This window comes from Nocardia acidivorans NBRC 108247, from assembly GCF_001625085.1.
Taxonomy (GTDB): Bacteria; Actinomycetota; Actinomycetes; order Mycobacteriales; family Mycobacteriaceae; genus Nocardia; species Nocardia acidivorans.
This window is the reverse complement of the sequence record NZ_BDAW01000011.1, coordinates 1-15098: the sequence shown is the minus strand read 5'-3', so window position 1 is coordinate 15098 and position 15098 is coordinate 1. Positions and strand designations below refer to the sequence as shown.

The following is a 15098-nucleotide window of genomic DNA, read 5'->3' as shown; positions in this document are numbered from 1 at the left end:
CCGCCACGAGGTGTGGGTGGGCGGAATTGTCTGTGGCCGCTGACAGACTCTCTGGTATGCGATGGGCGGTGGCGGAAACGGGGGAGGGCGGGGCTCTGCTGTGCCCGGTGGATCAGGACGGTCGGGCCGCCGGGCCGGTGCTGCGGGAGGCTTCGCTCGCCGAGGCGGTGCGGTCGCGCCCCGAGGTGGAGCGATGGGTGTGGCGATCGACCGGGGAGATCTATCGGCATCTGATGGCGGCCGGGGTGCGGGTCGAGCGCTGCTATGACGTGGAGGCGGCGGAGGCGCTGCTGATCGGGCATGAACAGGGACAGTCCGGACAGCCGCGCTCGCTCGCGGCCGCGTGGGCGCGGCTGCACAGGTTGCCGGTTCCGCCGGACGCGCCCCCGCGGGTCGCCGAGACCCAGCCCTCGCTCTTCGAATCGGGGCCGGTGCCATTGCCCTCGGGCACCGATGAATTCACGGCGCTGCTGGAGGTGTACGAGGGGCAGGTCGCGCGCACCGCGCGGACCGAGCATCCGGATCGGATGCGGCTGCTGCTCGCCGCCGAATCGGCGGGCATGCTGGTGGCGGCCGAGATGTCCCGGGCCGGAATTCCCTGGCGTGCCGATGTGCATCGGGAACTGCTGGAAAGCATGCTGGGAGAACGTATTTCCGCCGACTCGGAGCCGAGTCGGCTGGTGGAACTGGCCGAGGAGGTGTCCCGGGCGTTCGGGACACGCGTGCGTCCGGACCTGCCCAATGACATCATCCGAGCCTTCGGCCGCGCCGGAATCTCCCTGTCCTCCACCAGGAAATGGGAACTCGCGGAGGTGGACCACCCGGCGGTCGCACCGCTGCTGGCCTACAAGTCGCTGTATCGGCTGTACACCGCGCACGGCTGGACCTGGCTCGAGCAGTGGGTGCGCGAGGGCCGCTTCCGTCCCGAATACATCCCCGGCGGCACGGTGACCGGCCGCTGGACCACCAATGGCGGTGGCGCACTACAGATTCCGAAGGTGGTGCGCCGGGCCATCCGCGCCGATCCCGGCTGGCGACTGGTGGTGGCCGACGCCGCGCAGATGGAGCCTCGCGTGCTGGCCGCCATCTCCCGCGACCCGGGCCTGATGGAGGTGGCCGGACGCGAGGAAGACCTCTACGCCGATCTCGCCGCCCGCGCCTTCGGCGGTGATCGGACCCAAGCCAAACTCGCCCTCCTGGGCGCGATCTACGGTCAAACCTCCGGCGACGCCCTCACCCATATGGCCGAACTCCGCCGCCGCTACCCCGCCGCCATCGCCTACGTCGACGCGGCCGCCACCGCGGGCGAACAGGGCCGCCTGGTCCGAACCTGGCTCGGCCGCACCAGTTCCCCCGATAGGCCCGCCGACCACCAGGACCAAGACCAAACCCTGCCCCCGACCTTCGGCAGCACCCCCCGAGCCCGAGCCCGCGGCCGGTTCACCCGCAACTTCGTGGTCCAGGGCAGCGCCGCCGACTGGACCCTCCTGGTGCTGGCGGCGCTGCGCTCCGCCCTGACCCGGTCGGCCCCCCGAGCCGAACTCGTCTTCTTCCAACACGACGAAGTCATCGTCCACTGCCCCGCCGAAGACGCCGAAACCGTAGCCGCCGCCATCACCACCGCCGCCCAATCCGCGGCCCGAATAACCTTCGGCCCCACCCCCGTCCACTTCCCCTTCACCACCGCCATCGTCGAGTGCTACGCCGACGCCAAATAGCGTGTGCCCGACGGGACGTAGCATGCTGGAATGGACAGCGTGGTGGCCCTCGCCCTGGCGATATCTCCCATCGTCCTGTTTGCCGCCGCCTTCGAGCTGATCGTGCACCGCGCGCGGCGGCGGGGAATCGGCGGCTCGGTGGTCGGACCATTCCAGGAAATGTGGGATCCGGGATCGCTGCGAGCCCAGCTCACCGTCGAGACCCAGGCCGAGGAAGCCGCGCCCAATCCGTCACCCGATGACGGATTGGATCCGGTGATTACGCTTCGCAGGGCGGATCGGGGCGGAGTGGAATCGTGATACAACGCCGCCTCGCCTCCACGCCAATCTAGTTGAGTCCTCCGGGAAGTCCACGCCGGGAAGTTCACCGAACAGCAGAGGGGTATGCGGTGAACGACTACGGGAGCTTTGCCACCCCACCGTGCCCGTGGCGCGGGAACGACGTCTTCTTCCTCGCCGCGAACGTCTCGACATCACCGAAATCCGCTCCGCCCGAACGTTATTGGTCCACGCCTGCTACACGGAACTCCAATGCGGTTCGGCCGTCGGCTACCGGGGTCGTGGCGTGCGGGGTGAGGCCGCTGGTCGCTGCCAGGGTGGTCAGTTCCGCGATGGTTCGTTCGTGGCCGCCGAAGCACATCAGCATGAACAGGTCGATGGCGGTGCTGGTGCCGATCCCCCGGATCGGTTCTATCACCAGGACAACGCCGTTCGGGTCGGCGGCCCGTGCGCATCGGGTGAGAATTGCCCGGTGCGGGCGGCGAGTTCGCCGACGGTCGCTCCGGCACTGCCCGCGTATTCCGCGAGACCGAGGGTCGCGGCCACCCGGATGCTCATCGGCGTCGCCAGATCCGCCAGGGCAAGAATCGAGGGGGCACCCCGCGCTGCGCTCACCGTGGGAGCTTATCGGGGGTGTGCGGACCGACTCGCGTGCGGCGGTGGCCTCGGATTTGTAACGGGGGGAGGCAGGATCGGGGATACATCCCATGAAAGCAACGACCTGCGAATGATCGGAGCTCTATATGCGAACCTCGGTTCGAACCGTGGCGCTGTGTCTGGCCACTCCCGTCGCGGCGATCGCTATCGCCGGTGTCACCGCTGGTACGGCTGCCGCGGCGCCTACCTGCCAGGGGTCGATGAATGCCGGATTCGCCTTCAATGGCGCATGTACGGACGGGGAAGGCAGTTATCGGCTCGAAGTGGATTGTGTGGGATACAACACCAACCCGCTGGCTATTGGTCAGTACACGATTCGGCAGGACTTTCCCGTGGGGCAGGCGGGCACCGTGGCGTGCATCGGGCCCGGGTGGTCCAGCGCGGGGTGGGGTGTGGGCGGGCGGGTCTTCCCGCTCTGAGAAACCCGCCGCCCCAACCTGTTTCCGCTGATTCAGCGCGGTAGTCGGATCGATGCACTACGGCCGGATCCACGACAATGCGAATTGTCGTGGTCCGGCCTTTCGGCTCATAACTGGTTTCGGGACGGGCCCGCCGAGAACGCAAGAGATCCAGGCTGATTCGCCCGAACACGGTCGTCAGCCAGCCCGACACATTCCCGATCTCCGCCGGATCCTGCCGCAACCGGGCCTCCTGCACCACCGCTACGACGTGCCGTGCGGGGAAGGTAACGGAGGCGCTCAGCAGGCCACGGTGCGCAGATGTGCGCGCGCGGTGGTGCGGGCCGCGGAGACGCCCGCGGAGATGGCGACCAGCGGCGGAATCCAGCGGGCCTCGGCCGGGGCGATACCCCATCCGATCGATCGCCCATCGGGCAGCGGGACGGTCGCACCGTCGGTATGGACGGTCATCCCGAGACCGCGCAGCATCCCGATGGCGCGCACGGCCTTCGCCGCCCCCACCACCAGGTGGATCTCCCGCCGGTGTGCATCGCGGATCTCGATGACCGGACCGGACAGGTTGTTCGCGCGCAGATACCGGCGGACGGTGGCCGCCAGATGACCGGTGAGCTCGACGGCCGCGATCCGGTCATCGGTCACCAAGTGTGGGCCGGTGGATGTTTCGGTGACCGTCCAGCCACGATCGCTGTAGTCGCGCAGTTGCTGCGCGGCGACGGTTGTCGGAAACATTGCGGGCACTGTGTTCTCCCATTCACCAGGTGGATCGAGTTCACGCGGCGACCTCCGCACCAACTACCCTCATGCCGGAAGCTGTGCGCCGGATCCGTTGCGGCTGTGAGGTTCCTGCGGACCGCAACAGGAATTCTGCGCTCGAATCCGTTGCGTGGCATCGCCCCGAGGTCGTCCCCGATGTCCTCCTGTAGGCGGACATCGAAGGTGCCATAGGGTGTATCGCCTCGGGGGAGACCCCTATTAACAAACGGGGTGATCCGCGCGCCTGCGGGGGCGGTCGTAGAGTCCCCCCTAAGGTGAGACGGTCCGCGAGCGGACGTGATGACCTCGCAGTGACATCCTGGTTATGAGCCCCCGCGATGGCGGCTGGATCGGAGTCCGATGGAAATGGTTGCGCAGCCCCCGGTTCGGATGAGTGTGGAGCCGGGTATCCGGCTGCTCGACAAGCACTGGCTTGCCGAGCGGATATCCGATATGGGCATCTCCTGGGGGACCGGGGACTCGCGGGTCTCCGGGACGCTGTGGTGGTGCATGGCCGCGTCCTCGCTGGTGGATCCGATCGTCAGCGCGCACGCCGCCGGACTGCCGACCATGGATCCGGCGCTGGAGAACATCGGGCTGGAGATCCGCCCGGACGGGGGCGTGGAGCGCGTGCTGGCCCGGTGCGATCTCGGCGCGGACGCGCTCGAAGCGCATTCGGATGCCGCCGCTGGGCCCGAACCCGTCGGCCATGCCCTGCGGCACACCCTCTCGGCCGTCATTCCGGTCGTCGCCGAGGTCTGCGGCGCGGGGGTGGCCGCGCTGTGGGCGATCGTGGCCGACGCCATCGGCAACCGCGCCCTCGACGCGGGTGCGCAGGAAACCGGATCGCAGCTGGCCAGGGAGGTTTCGGGCGGCCTGCCGGTACCCCGATTCAGTGATATCGGCGGCCGCGCTTTTGTGCGTCGCATCTCCTGCTGCCTGGTCTTAGAGGTCCCCGGCTGCGATATGTGCACCAGCTGCCCGAAACGCCCTGCGGCCCAGCGCGAAGCACTGCTCGCGGAGCTGGCCGCGCGGTAATTCGGCACACGCCGTGCGGGGCTGACACCCCGGCACCCGGTCCATCGGCACGCGGTCATCGACGTGCCGATAGCATGGACCGGCCAGACATCGCGGGGATTTCCCGCGCTACGACAATGCCAAGGAGTGCGCAGCCGTGACCACCACAGCCCCGAAGAGCCCAGTCGCCCTCGTCCGGGTGTCGGCCGGGACTACGGCGGGTGCCGCGGTGCGCGAGGCCGACCTGCCGAGCAAGGGGCCGAACGCGGTCATCGTCGTCAGGGATGACGAGGGCAACCTCAAGGATCTGTCCTGGACCCCCGAGACCGATGTCGAGGTCGAGGCCGTCACCGCCGACTCCGAGGACGGCCGCAGCGTCATCCGGCACTCGGCCGCGCATGTGCTGGCCCAGGCCGTGCAGCAGGAGTTCCCGGGCGCCAAGCTCGGCATCGGCCCGTTCATCAAGGACGGCTTCTACTACGACTTCCAGGTCGAGCGCCCCTTCACCCCGGAGGATCTGGCCAAGCTGGAATCCCGGATGAAGAAGATCATCAAAGGCGCGCAGCGCTTTTCGCGCCGCGTCACCGATGTCGAGGCCGCCCGCGTCGAACTGGCGAACGAGCCGTTCAAGCTCGAGCTCATCTCCGACAAATCGGGTATCGACGATCCGGAGGTCATGGAGGTCGGCGGTAAAGAGCTGACCATCTACGACAACCTCGACCCCCGCACCGGCGAGAAGATCTGGGCAGACCTGTGCCGCGGTCCGCACCTGCCGACCACCAAGTACATTCCCGCGTTCAAGCTGACCCGCAGCTCCGCCGCCTACTGGCGCGGTGATCAGAGCCGCGAGGATCTGCAGCGCATCTACGGCACCGCCTGGGAATCCACCGAGGCTCAGGACGAATACCTGCGTCTGCTCGAAGAGGCCGAGAAGCGCGATCACCGCAAGCTCGGCCTGGAGCTGGACCTGTTCTCCTTCCCGGACGAGCTGGGCTCGGGCCTGCCGGTGTTCCACCCCAAGGGCGGCATCATCCGCAAGGAGCTCGAGGACTACTCGCGCCGCCGGCACACCGACGCGGGCTACGAGTTCGTCAACACCCCGCACATCACCAAGGGCCACCTCTTCGAGGTCTCCGGCCACCTGGACTGGTACCGCGAGGGCATGTTCCCGGCCATGCACCTGGACGCCGAACTCAATGAGGACGGCACCGTGCGCAAGCCCGGCCAGGACTACTACGTCAAGCCGATGAACTGCCCGATGCACAATCTGATCTTCCGTTCGCGCGGCCGGTCCTACCGTGAACTTCCGTTGCGGCTCTTCGAATTCGGCTCGGTCTACCGCTACGAGAAGTCCGGCGTCGTACACGGCCTGACCCGCGTGCGCGGTATGACCCAGGACGACGCGCACATCTACTGCACCAAGGAGCAGATGCACGCGGAGCTCACCTCCACGCTGCAATTCGTGCTCTCGCTGCTGCGCGACTACGGCCTCGACGACTTCTACCTCGAACTCTCCACCAAGGATCCGAAGAAGTTCGTCGGCTCGGACGAGCTGTGGGAAGAGGCCACCGAAACACTGCGCAAGGTGGCCACCGACTCCGGTCTGGACCTGGTCCCGGATCCGGGTGGCGCGGCCTTCTACGGCCCGAAGATCTCCGTGCAGGCCAAGGACGCGCTCGGCCGCACCTGGCAGATGTCCACCATCCAGCTGGACTTCAACCTGCCCGAACGCTTCGAACTCGAGTACACCGGCGCGGACGGTCAGAAGCATCGCCCGGTCATGATCCACCGCGCGCTCTTCGGCTCCATCGAACGCTTCTTCGGCGTGCTCACCGAGCATTACGCGGGCGCGTTCCCGGCCTGGCTCTCGCCCGTGCAGGTGGTCGGCATCCCGGTCGCGGACACCTTCGCCGAACATCTGGACGGTGTCATCGAATCGCTGCGCGCCCAGGGCGTGCGCGCCGAGGTGGACCGCAGCGACGACCGCATGCAGAAGAAGATCTTCAACCACACCGCGCAGAAGGTCCCCTTCATGCTGCTGGCGGGCGCCAAGGATGTGGAGGCGGGCGCGGTCAGCTTCCGCTTCCGCGACGGCACCCAGGTGAACGGCGTTCCGGTCGCCGAGGCGGTCTCCACCATCATCGAATGGATCGCGCACCGCGAGAACGACTCTCCGACCGCGAGCCGTATCGAGAAGACGAACGGGGCGGCGTGAGTGGTCAAGGCCCGGAGGCGCCGCGCCGCCTCCCCGCGCTTGCTCGCGTAACCACGCAGGGCCTCCACTCGCGCCCAGAGGAGACAGGCCATGAGTGAACGTACCGCACCCGGAGGTCTTACCGAAGACGCTGCGGGGCTGGGGGATTCGGGGCCGCAGACGATCGTGGATCGCGGCCCCGGGGAACCGGACCGGTTGCAGCGGCTCTGGACGCCGTATCGCATGTCCTACATCACCGGTGCGGCGGCCGACCGCGAGGAGCGCGCGGCCGACGCACCCAAGAAGACCGGGCACCCCTTCACCGACATCCCCGAGATGGCCGATGAGGACGGTCTGGTCATCGCGCGCGGTGAATGGGTGTACGCGGTGCTGAACCTGTACCCGTACAACCCCGGCCACATGATGGTCGTGCCGTATCGCCGCGTGGCGAATCTCGAGGACCTCACCCTCGAGGAGAGCACCGAGCTGATGGCCTTCACCCAGCAGGCGATTCGCGTGATGAAGCGCGTCTCGCGGCCGGAGGGCTTCAATGTCGGCCTGAATCTCGGTGGCGTTGCCGGGGGTTCACTCGCCGATCACCTGCATCAACATATCGTGCCCCGCTGGAGTGGCGACGCGAACTTCATTACCGTCGTCGGCGGAGTGAAGGTCATGCCGCAGCTGCTCCGGGAAACCCGGGCGCTACTGGCGCAGGCCTGGAAGGAGGCGTAGATGAGCGACGATCGCGCAGCGGCTCGTCGAAGCCGACCGGGTGCGGGTGTCCCGCAGGGCCCGGGTGCGGGTGTCCCGCAGGGCACGGAAGGAATCCCAATAGCGTGCTGAGCTTCTTCGGTCGCGAGACGTTCGCCAAAGCGACTGCGCCCCTGGGCAAAGCACTGGTGAGCACCGGGCTCACACCGGACGCGATGACGCTCATCGGCACCACCGCCTCGATCGCGGCCGCGGTGACGCTGTTCCCGTCGGGGCACCTGTTCTGGGGAACCATGGTGATCTGGCTGTTCGTCATGTTCGACATGCTGGACGGGGCGATGGCGCGCGCCCGCGGCGGCGGCACCAAATACGGCGCGGTGCTCGACGCCACCTGTGATCGGGTGGCCGACGGCGCGATCTTCGGCGGTCTGGCGTGGTGGGCGGTCTACCACGAGCACTCCAAGATCCTGTTCGCCGCGACCCTGGTGGTACTGGTGACCTCGCAGGTCATCTCCTATGCCAAGGCGCGCGCCGAAGCCAGCGGGCTCTCGGCCGACGGCGGCATTATCGAACGCCCAGATCGGCTGGTCATCGGCCTGGTCGGGGCCGGATTCACCGGTATCGGTGGATATTTCGAGATCACCTGGCTCAGCTACGCGGTGTACGTGGCCATCTACGTGCTGGCAGTGCTGAGCATTGTCACCGTTTTCCAGCGTGTGCTGGCCGTGCGCAATTCGCCTGGCGCACGCGACATCATCGCCCCCGTGGCGAAAACACCGGAGGAACCTCAGCGGTGAGCACCGATTTCACGTCCGCGATGACCGATAAGGCGTACGCGGCCGGTTGGGCATTGGTGCGCGGACTCCCGGAAGGCATGGCGCGCAGGGCATTCGACGCCGGAGCCGATGCCGCCGCCCGCAAGATGAACAAGCAGGCGCGGGCCGGGAAGCCGAATCAATTGCGGCGCAACCTCGCCCGGGTGATCGGCACCACGCCGGACCGGGTGCCCGACGATCTGGTGCGGGCGAGTTTGCGCTCCTACGCGCGCTATTGGCGCGAGGCGTTCCGGCTGCCCGGTATGGACCACGCGGAGATGGTGCGCTCGGGCCGTCTGTTCGTCAACGAGGTCGAACATCTCGAGGCCGCGCTGGCCGCCGGCCGGGGTGCCGTCGCGGTTCTGCCGCATTCGGGCAACTGGGATATGGCCGGGGTGTGGCTGGTGCAGAATCACGGCACTTTCGCCACCGTCGCCGAACGGCTGCAACCGGAATCGCTGTTCGAACGCTTCATGGCGTATCGCCAGAGCCTGGGCTTCGAGGTCTTCCCGCTCACCGGCGGTGAACAGCCGCCATTCCCGCAGCTCGCCGAGCGACTGCGGCAGAACCGCGTGGTCTGTCTGATGGGTGAGCGCGACCTCACTGGCAAGGGTGTGCCCGTGGACTTCTTCGGCGAGCGCACCTGGATGCCCGCCGGTGCGGCGAAATTGGCGATCGAGACCGGTGCCGCGCTCATCCCCGTGCACTGCTGGAACACCGTCGACGCACAGGGCCGCGAGGGCTGGGGCTTCAAGACCGAAGCCCCCCTCGACGTTTCGGGTGGTGCGGCCGCGGCAACCCAATTGCTGGCGGACCGATTCGCGGCCAATATCGCCGAACATCCGGCCGACTGGCACATGCTGCAGCCGCTGTGGGAGAGTGATTTGTCGCAGTCGCGACTCGATCGCATCGCCGCGGTACAGCACAGCATGGGGAATCAGCAGCAGCCCGGCGCGGAGACCAGAGCCAATGGGCACAGGGGAGACGGCGCGCTATGAGAATCGGCATGGTCTGCCCGTATTCGTTCGACGTTCCGGGCGGGGTGCAGGCGCATGTCGTCGAACTCGCACAGGTGCTCATCGAGCGCGGGCACAAGGTGAGCGTGCTCGCCCCCGCCGCCGATGACACCCCGCTGCCCGACTATGTGGTCTCGGCCGGTCGCGCGGTCGCGATTCCGTACAACGGTTCGGTGGCGCGACTGTCCTTCGGCCCCACCGCCTATACGCGGATTCGCCGCTGGATCGCCGAGAACGACTTCGATGTGCTGCATATTCATGAGCCGAATGCGCCCAGCCTGTCCATGCTGGCGCTGAAGATCGCCGAGGGCCCGATCGTGGCGACCTTCCACACCTCGACTACGAAATCATTGGTGCTCAGTACTTTTCAGGGCGTACTGCGGCCGTACCACGAGAAGATCAGCGGCCGGATCGCGGTCTCGGAGCTGGCTCGGCGCTGGCAGGTCGAGGCGCTGGGCGGGGACGCGGTCGAAATCCCCAATGGCGTCGATGTTCCCGCCTTCGCGCACGCCCCACTGCTGGAGGGCTATCCGCGCGTGGGCGGCACCGTGCTGTTCCTGGGCCGCTATGACGAACCGCGCAAGGGGATGGAGGTACTGCTCGGCGCGTTGCCCGAACTGGTGCGCCGCCATCCGGATGTCCAGGTGCTGATCGTCGGGCGCGGCGATGAGGAGCGACTGCGCCGCGAAGCCGGTGAGAATGCCTCGCACCTGCGCTTTCTCGGACAGGTCTCGGATCAGGAGAAGGCGTCGGCCATGCGCAGCGCCGATGTCTACTGCGCCCCCAACCTCGGCGGCGAGAGCTTCGGCATCGTGCTGGTCGAGGCCATGGCCGCCGGAACCGCCGTGGTCGCCAGCGATCTCGACGCCTTCCGCCGCGTGCTGCGCGACGGCACCGCGGGCATGCTGGTCCCGGTCGGCGACGCGGATCTGCTGGCGCAGGCGCTCGATACCGTGCTGACCGATTCCGGCCGCCGTGACGAGCTCATCCGTACCGCGAATCAGGTTGTCGGCGAATATGATTGGCCGGTCGTGGCGGAGCAGATCCTGCGCGTCTACGAAACCGTCACCGTCGGCGATATGCGCGTGCGGACCGCTGGATGATCACTTTCTCCGCCACCACGATTCTGGTCCTGACCTTAATCGCGGCCATTGTCATCACCATTGGCGTCTGGGCGTACACCACCGCCAATCGCCTGGACCGCCTGCACGTGCGCAGCGATCAGGCCCGGCAAGCACTCGACGCCGCGCTGGCACGGCGCGCGGTGGTCGCGCGATCCATCGCCACCGTGCTCGGGGTCGATATCGGCACCGAACAGATCGACCAGGCGCGCCGACTGGCGGTCCTGGCCGACCGAGCCGAACGGGCCGACTGGCAGGATCGCGAAACAATCGAAAACCGGCTGGCCGCCGCGCTTTCCGCCATCGCTATCGATCGGCTGCCACCGCAGTTGGTGGCCGAACTGGCCGATGCCGAGGCGCGCGTGCTCATTGCCCGCCGCTTCCACAATGACGCGGTGCGTGACACCCTGGCCCTGCGCACCCGTCGCCCGGTCCGCATTCTGCACCTGGGCGGCACCGCACCGCTGCCCACCTACTTCGAGATCGCCGAACGGGTGACGGCCGCGGCCTCCACCGGACTCGAAGTCGATACCGTGCGCACCTCGGCGCGAATTGTGTTGCTCGATGAGGAGAATCGCGTACTGCTGCTGCGCGGTCGTGATCCGAAAGTACCGGACGTCGAATTCTGGTTCACCATTGGTGGCGGGGTCGATCCCGGGGAATCATTGCGCGAAGCCGCGATCCGTGAACTCTATGAAGAAACCGGCTATCCCGCAGACTCTTCCGCACTGCGCGGTCCGCTGTGGCGGCGGGTGGCGGTGTTCCCGTTCAATGGTGAGCTGATTCGCTCGGAGGAATTGTTCTTCGCGCTGCGTGCAAAGAACTTCGAACCCAATCCTGCCAAACTCGATTTCATCGAGCGGCGGTCCATCACCGGCAATAAATGGTGTACCCCGGCCGATATCGCGGCCCTCGACCGGGCGGGGGAGACGGTGTACCCCTACCACCTGGATCAGCTGCTCAGCGAGGCGATTGCGGCCGCGGACGGCGATGCCGATCCGGAAGTCCGTTCCATTCGCTGACAATTCGCACAAACGCCGAACGCCACCTCGGATAACTGTCGTTACCGGGGGTGGCGTTCGAGCTCTGTGGGGCGGGAGAGAATGTTTCTCCGCACCCGGTGCGCGTGCTGGATCAGATGATTACGCCCAGTCCAGCGAGGAATCCGGCTACAGCAAGAGCAGCGCTGACGCCGAATGCGCCGATGAGTGCGAGCAACATGATTTCTTTCCTTTCGATCTTTCCGCGGAGTGCGGATACTCGGTTAATCCGTTGCCAACCCGGATGTGTTTCACGAATTGCGCCGAAGAATATAAATAGGTGTTCGACCGGCCGGATGTGAACGGCATCACATCCCGGGAATCGGCTCGGAAGCCATTCCGGTCCGCTGGATGGGACGGGTGTGCCGAAACGCCCGGCCGTTACGGCGCCCGTTGGCTACGGTGAGCCGGTCAACGGCGATAGGTGAAGGACTCCCGGCATGAAGCTGATGTACGCCCTCTGGGGCGCGGAACTGGACGAGCGGCTGCACGCCGCCGAACTACGGCATCGGCTGGCCGATGTCGGGGCGACCGAGTTCCAGGTGAACGTGCGCGATGCCGAGGTGGCACCCGCACAGGTCCGGCACACCACCTATGAACAGCCCATCGACGCCATCGTCAGCGTGCGCACCGGCGGCGGCCATGAATCGGTCACCGCGGCCCTGGGTTCGGTGGCCGATGAGGTGAACGGCTGGATTGTCGACGAGCGCACCCCGATCGTTCCGCCCAAGGTGCGGAACGGCGTCCGCACCGATGCGCTGGCGAATTTCGCGCTACTGCGCATTCCGGCCGATCTGACCCGCGAGGAGTGGTTGCACCGCTGGCACGATCTGCACACCCCGATCGCCATCGACACCCAGGACACCTTCGGTTACGTGCAGAACACCGTGCTGGAGGCGATCACCGAGGGTCGCCGCGTCGACGCGCTCGTCGAGGAGCTCTTCCCCATGGCGGCCATGACCAGCGCACATGCCTTTTACGGCGCGGGCGATGACGATGCCGAACTGCAACGCCGGGTCACCCTCATGATGGAGAGCGTCGTCCGCTTCGGCGCGCACTTGGATCTCGATCTGGTACCGACTAGTCGATACGTGTACGCACTCGGCTGACACCGGGCACACCTCCCGCATACGGAAGGACACTCCGGCTCGGCGATTCGTCACGCGGCAACCTTTGAGACAACCATCACTCATACTGCTTCGTGAGGATCTCCGACCGCCGGTGTCCATCTCTTCGAAGCGATGAGGAGGTGCTGTGCCCATGCCCGAGGCGGCAGTCACGATCACGCCCGACGACGCCACCCTGGCCGCGCGAGTGCGTGACGGCGATATTCGCGCCTTCGAACAGCTGGTGCTGCGCTACGAGGGGCAGATGTTCCGGCTGGCCGCGCGCATGCTGGACGACCGGGCCGAGGCGCAGGACATCGTGCAGGAGGTGTTCCTGACCGCGTGGCGTCGCATCGGCCAATTGCAGGATGACGCCGCCTTCGCCGGCTGGCTCTACCGCATGACCACCAATCGCTGCCTGAATCTGCTGCGCTCGCGGCAACGCCCGGCCGATATCGATCCCGATGCCACCGAATCGCCGCGCACCGAAACCCGGCCCGAACACGCGGTGCAGATCAACGGCCAATTGGCGGCGTTGACCGTGGCACTGCGCGAACTCACCCCCGAACAGCGGGCGTGCTGGCTGCTGCGCGAGGTGCACGGGCGCAGCTATGAGGAGATCGGCGAGATCGTCGGCGCGAACGCCACCGCGGTACGCGGGCGGATCGCGCGGGCCCGCGCCCAATTGGCGGAGGTGATGAAGCCATGGCGGTAATCGATACCGACACCGAGCAGGAATACGTGCTGCCCTGCGGTCGTGGCCTGGACAGCGTGTGGGATCGCCTGGATACCGTGCGGAACGGTGGCGGCGATGCGCACGAGGCGAGCTGCATCCACTGCCGGACCGCACGCGAGAGCCTGCTGGGGCTGCGCACCGCGACCCGGGAGTTGATCGACCAACCCGATCCGCCACCCTCGGATTTGGTGGAGCGCATCATGTCCGCGGTTCGCTCGGAGTTGCGGCGCGGTCAGGCATTGGGTCTGCCGACCCCGCACGCGGGCACGGTCGCGGTGAGCGAACAGGCCGTGGCGGTGGTGCTGCGCTACGCGGCGGACAGTGTGCCCGGGGTGCGGGCGCGACGCTGCCGGATGCAGGCGGTCGGCACCGGGCCCGATGGTGAGACCGTCGTGCACATCTCGATGACCATCGCGGTCGAGGTCAATGGCGATGGCGTGCACGGGCTGGTGCCCAAGGTCCGCGAGGCCGTGACCGCCGCCGCGTCCGCGCGCACGGGACTGGTGGTCGGTCGGCTCGATATCGCGATCGTGGACGTCTACCAGGAGGGCGGTCGATGAGCGCCCGCGCCGAACTGATCGTCGCCGATCAGGTAGTGGCCGGTGTCGCCGCGCATGCCGCGGGGTCCGTGCCCGGGGTGGTGCGGGTGGAACACGGCCTGCGCGGACTGGTCACCGCGCTCACCCGGGCGGGCAGGCAACTGTGGGCCGGCTACGAGATCGCCTCCACCAAGGGCGTGCGCATGCAACGCGACAGCGGTTCCCTCGCAATCGAATTGGAGATCGCCATCGGCGCCGAACGTCATGCGGGAACCATCGGGACCGCGGTGCAGCACGCGGTCGTGCGTAAGGTCCGCGAACAGACCGGCGTGCGCGTCGACGAGGTGTCGGTGACCATTGTCGATATCGAACCGGAGGCGCGATGAAGGCGCCGGGCGAGCTGATCGACAAGATCGCCGGAGCGGTCTCGGCCGTACCGGGCCTCGAATTGGAGTCCTCGGTCGCCGAGGGCGTGCGCTGGCCCGGCCGCTCCACCGCCATCGAACTCGGCACCGGGATTGTCGAAATCCGGGTTGTCGCAACGGCTTTACCACTGAAAACGCTCCTCGGGCGGCTGACCGAAGCCGTCGAACCACTGCTGGCGGATACGCCGTGGGCCGGTGCGACCCTGCGCATGGTGGTCACCCGGCTCGCCGCGTCCGCATTCGAAACCGATTGAGTATCAGGAGGCAGAGATGACCGCTACCGCAACCGATAAGAGCAAGAGCGATTCGCCCGCCGATAACGGCAAGCCCGCGGCGAAGAGCGAATTGCAGAGTGAGCAGGGCACCACCAGCATCGCCGATGTCGTGGTGCAGAAGGTCGCAGGCCTGGCCGCGCGCAATGTGCGCGGGGTCCACGATCTGGGCGGCGGCGCGGCGCGCGCGTTCGGGGCCATCCGCGACCGCATTCCCGGGGCCTCGGCCAGTGTGGGACAGGGTGTTTCGGTCGAGGTGGGCGAGACCCAGGCCGCGGTC

The 15098-nt window shown here is 67.3% G+C and carries 19 protein-coding genes; 16 read left to right on the top strand and 3 right to left on the bottom strand.

Annotated features, from left to right (window positions below):
* The first annotated feature begins 56 nt into the window (after positions 1 to 56).
* Complete coding sequence (locus tag NA10_RS05315) at positions 57 to 1718, top strand: bifunctional 3'-5' exonuclease/DNA polymerase (protein WP_067564215.1); 1662 nt, start codon at positions 57 to 59, stop codon at positions 1716 to 1718.
* Between the two features lie 30 nt (positions 1719 to 1748).
* Positions 1749 to 2018, top strand: coding sequence for a hypothetical protein (locus NA10_RS05310; RefSeq protein ID WP_067564213.1), 270 nt, complete (start codon positions 1749 to 1751; stop codon positions 2016 to 2018).
* Between the two features lie 199 nt (positions 2019 to 2217).
* Here the strand turns inward: NA10_RS05310 and NA10_RS37470 are convergent, their stop codons facing one another.
* Positions 2218 to 2415, bottom strand: a complete 198-nt coding sequence (locus tag NA10_RS37470; protein WP_067564211.1) for a hypothetical protein — start codon at positions 2413 to 2415, stop codon at positions 2218 to 2220.
* Positions 2412 to 2612 (bottom strand): hypothetical protein, encoded by a 201-nt coding sequence (locus NA10_RS37465; protein ID WP_169812523.1) that lies wholly within the window; start codon positions 2610 to 2612, stop codon positions 2412 to 2414. Before NA10_RS37465 ends, NA10_RS37470 begins: the two co-directional genes overlap by 4 nt.
* Before the next feature lie 128 nt (positions 2613 to 2740).
* On the opposite strand from NA10_RS37465, the gene NA10_RS36430 reads away from it, so the two are divergent.
* Complete coding sequence (locus NA10_RS36430; RefSeq protein WP_157556078.1) at positions 2741 to 3073, top strand: hypothetical protein; 333 nt, start codon at positions 2741 to 2743, stop codon at positions 3071 to 3073.
* Positions 3074 to 3352: 279 nt separating this feature from the next.
* On the opposite strand, the gene NA10_RS05295 is transcribed toward NA10_RS36430, so the two are convergent.
* Positions 3353 to 3802, bottom strand: coding sequence for a hypothetical protein (locus NA10_RS05295; protein WP_067564205.1), 450 nt, complete (start codon positions 3800 to 3802; stop codon positions 3353 to 3355).
* Positions 3803 to 4192: 390 nt separating this feature from the next.
* Here NA10_RS05295 and NA10_RS05290 point away from each other — a divergent pair, with 390 nt between their 5' ends.
* The 13 genes from NA10_RS05290 to NA10_RS05230 all read left to right on the top strand — a co-directional run.
* A complete protein-coding gene (locus tag NA10_RS05290) occupies positions 4193 to 4864 on the top strand; it encodes a hypothetical protein (protein ID WP_245677047.1) in 672 nt (223 codons plus the stop codon).
* A 136-nt stretch (positions 4865 to 5000) separates the two neighbouring features.
* The gene (thrS, locus tag NA10_RS05285) at positions 5001 to 7058 is read left to right on the top strand and encodes a threonine--tRNA ligase (RefSeq protein WP_067564199.1); all 2058 of its coding nucleotides are present in this window, start codon (positions 5001 to 5003) and stop codon (positions 7056 to 7058) included.
* Between the two features lie 90 nt (positions 7059 to 7148).
* The gene (locus tag NA10_RS05280) at positions 7149 to 7769 is read left to right on the top strand and encodes an ATP adenylyltransferase (protein ID WP_067564197.1); all 621 of its coding nucleotides are present in this window, start codon (positions 7149 to 7151) and stop codon (positions 7767 to 7769) included.
* 104 nt (positions 7770 to 7873) lie between these two features.
* Positions 7874 to 8545: a phosphatidylinositol phosphate synthase gene (gene pgsA, locus NA10_RS05275; RefSeq protein ID WP_067564194.1), complete on the top strand. Its 672-nt coding sequence runs from the start codon at positions 7874 to 7876 to the stop codon at positions 8543 to 8545.
* Positions 8542 to 9561 (top strand): phosphatidylinositol mannoside acyltransferase, encoded by a 1020-nt coding sequence (locus tag NA10_RS05270; RefSeq protein ID WP_067564192.1) that lies wholly within the window; start codon positions 8542 to 8544, stop codon positions 9559 to 9561. Before pgsA ends, NA10_RS05270 begins: the two co-directional genes overlap by 4 nt.
* Positions 9558 to 10682, top strand: a complete 1125-nt coding sequence (locus NA10_RS05265; RefSeq protein WP_067564189.1) for a glycosyltransferase family 4 protein — start codon at positions 9558 to 9560, stop codon at positions 10680 to 10682. The genes NA10_RS05270 and NA10_RS05265 overlap by 4 nt, the downstream gene beginning before the upstream one ends.
* Complete coding sequence (locus NA10_RS05260) at positions 10682 to 11722, top strand: NUDIX hydrolase (protein ID WP_067564456.1); 1041 nt, start codon at positions 10682 to 10684, stop codon at positions 11720 to 11722. The genes NA10_RS05265 and NA10_RS05260 overlap by 1 nt, the downstream gene beginning before the upstream one ends.
* Positions 11723 to 12180: 458 nt before the next feature.
* The gene (locus tag NA10_RS05255; protein ID WP_067564186.1) at positions 12181 to 12849 is read left to right on the top strand and encodes an EthD domain-containing protein; all 669 of its coding nucleotides are present in this window, start codon (positions 12181 to 12183) and stop codon (positions 12847 to 12849) included.
* A 151-nt stretch (positions 12850 to 13000) separates the two neighbouring features.
* A complete protein-coding gene (locus NA10_RS05250) occupies positions 13001 to 13561 on the top strand; it encodes an RNA polymerase sigma factor (RefSeq protein WP_067564184.1) in 561 nt (186 codons plus the stop codon).
* Complete coding sequence (locus NA10_RS05245) at positions 13552 to 14142, top strand: Asp23/Gls24 family envelope stress response protein (protein WP_067564181.1); 591 nt, start codon at positions 13552 to 13554, stop codon at positions 14140 to 14142. The genes NA10_RS05250 and NA10_RS05245 overlap by 10 nt, the downstream gene beginning before the upstream one ends.
* Positions 14139 to 14507 carry an Asp23/Gls24 family envelope stress response protein gene (locus NA10_RS05240; protein ID WP_067564179.1) on the top strand — a complete coding sequence of 123 codons (369 nt, stop codon included), beginning with the start codon at positions 14139 to 14141 and terminating at the stop codon, positions 14505 to 14507. The genes NA10_RS05245 and NA10_RS05240 overlap by 4 nt, the downstream gene beginning before the upstream one ends.
* Positions 14504 to 14800 (top strand): hypothetical protein, encoded by a 297-nt coding sequence (locus tag NA10_RS05235; protein WP_067564176.1) that lies wholly within the window; start codon positions 14504 to 14506, stop codon positions 14798 to 14800. The genes NA10_RS05240 and NA10_RS05235 overlap by 4 nt, the downstream gene beginning before the upstream one ends.
* A 16-nt stretch (positions 14801 to 14816) precedes the next feature.
* Positions 14817 to 15098 (top strand): Asp23/Gls24 family envelope stress response protein (locus tag NA10_RS05230; RefSeq protein WP_157556074.1); only part of this gene is annotated, 282 nt, incomplete at its 3' end.